The 1,298-nt window shown below is 48.2% G+C and carries 1 protein-coding gene; it reads left to right on the top strand.

Features of this window, described 5'->3' with window-relative positions:
- Positions 1-21: 21 nt before the first annotated feature.
- Positions 22-1,212 carry an elongation factor Tu gene (gene tuf, locus J5X94_RS13785; RefSeq protein ID WP_010201720.1) on the top strand — a complete coding sequence of 397 codons (1,191 nt, stop codon included), beginning with the start codon at positions 22-24 and terminating at the stop codon, positions 1,210-1,212.
- The last annotated feature ends 86 nt before the right edge of the window (positions 1,213-1,298 follow it).

Genomic DNA, 1,298 nt, shown 5'->3' with positions numbered 1-1,298 from the left:
CCAAAAAAAGAGGAAATACCCATGGCAAAGGCCAAGTTTGAACGCAGCAAGCCACACGTCAACGTCGGTACCATCGGACACGTTGACCATGGTAAAACAACCCTAACAGCCGCTATCGCAACCGTAGCAGCAATCACCTCAGGTGGCGAAGCCAAAGACTACGCGTCTATTGACTCAGCCCCAGAAGAAAAAGCACGTGGCATCACCATCAACACCTCACACGTAGAGTATGACACCCCAGCACGTCACTACGCCCACGTTGATTGCCCAGGTCACGCCGATTATGTTAAAAACATGATCACCGGTGCAGCCCAGATGGACGGCGCAATCCTAGTCGTATCAGCTACTGACGGCCCAATGCCACAAACACGTGAGCACATCCTGCTTTCACGTCAGGTTGGCGTACCGTACATCGTCGTATTCATGAACAAGTGCGACGTTGTTGATGACGAAGAATTGCTTGAACTAGTAGAAATGGAAGTTCGTGAATTACTAAGCGACTATGACTTCCCAGGTGATGACACCCCAATCATCCATGGTTCAGCTACTGAAGCCCTAAAAGGCTCACAAGAAAAATATGGCCAACCAGCTGTCGTAGAACTACTAAACGTTCTTGACACCTACATCCCAGAGCCAGAGCGTGACATCGACAAAGCATTCCTAATGCCAATCGAAGACGTATTCTCAATCTCAGGTCGTGGTACTGTTGTAACTGGCCGTGTTGAATCTGGTATCGTTAAAGTTGGTGACGAAATCGAAATCGTCGGTATCCGTGACACTCAAAAAACCACCTGTACTGGTGTAGAGATGTTCCGTAAACTGCTTGACGAAGGTCGTGCAGGCGAAAACTGTGGCGTACTACTACGTGGTACTAAGCGTGAAGACGTACAACGTGGCCAAGTACTTGCTAAGCCAGGTTCAATCACTCCTCACACCAAGTTTGACGCTGAAGTATATGTGTTGAGCAAAGAAGAGGGTGGTCGTCACACACCATTCCTAAACGGCTATCGTCCACAGTTCTACTTCCGTACTACTGACGTAACTGGCGCAATCCAATTACAAGATGGTACTGAAATGGTTATGCCTGGTGATAACGTTGAGATGGGCGTAGAGCTTATCCACCCAATCGCTATGGACAAAGGTCTTCGCTTCGCTATTCGTGAAGGCGGCCGTACTGTAGGCGCTGGTGTTGTTGCTAACGTATTGAACTAAGCATTAACCTGTCAGAGTAATCTGATAGTCGTTAAGCAGTTCGTGAAAAGCCGCTCTCTTTATTGAGGGTGGCTTTTTTTTGGGTG

The organism is Psychrobacter sp. K31L, assembly GCF_017942195.1.
Classification (GTDB): Bacteria; Pseudomonadota; Gammaproteobacteria; order Pseudomonadales; family Moraxellaceae; genus Psychrobacter; species Psychrobacter glaciei.
The sequence above is the reverse complement of the archived record's forward strand: the minus strand, read 5'-3'. Positions and strand labels throughout refer to the sequence as shown.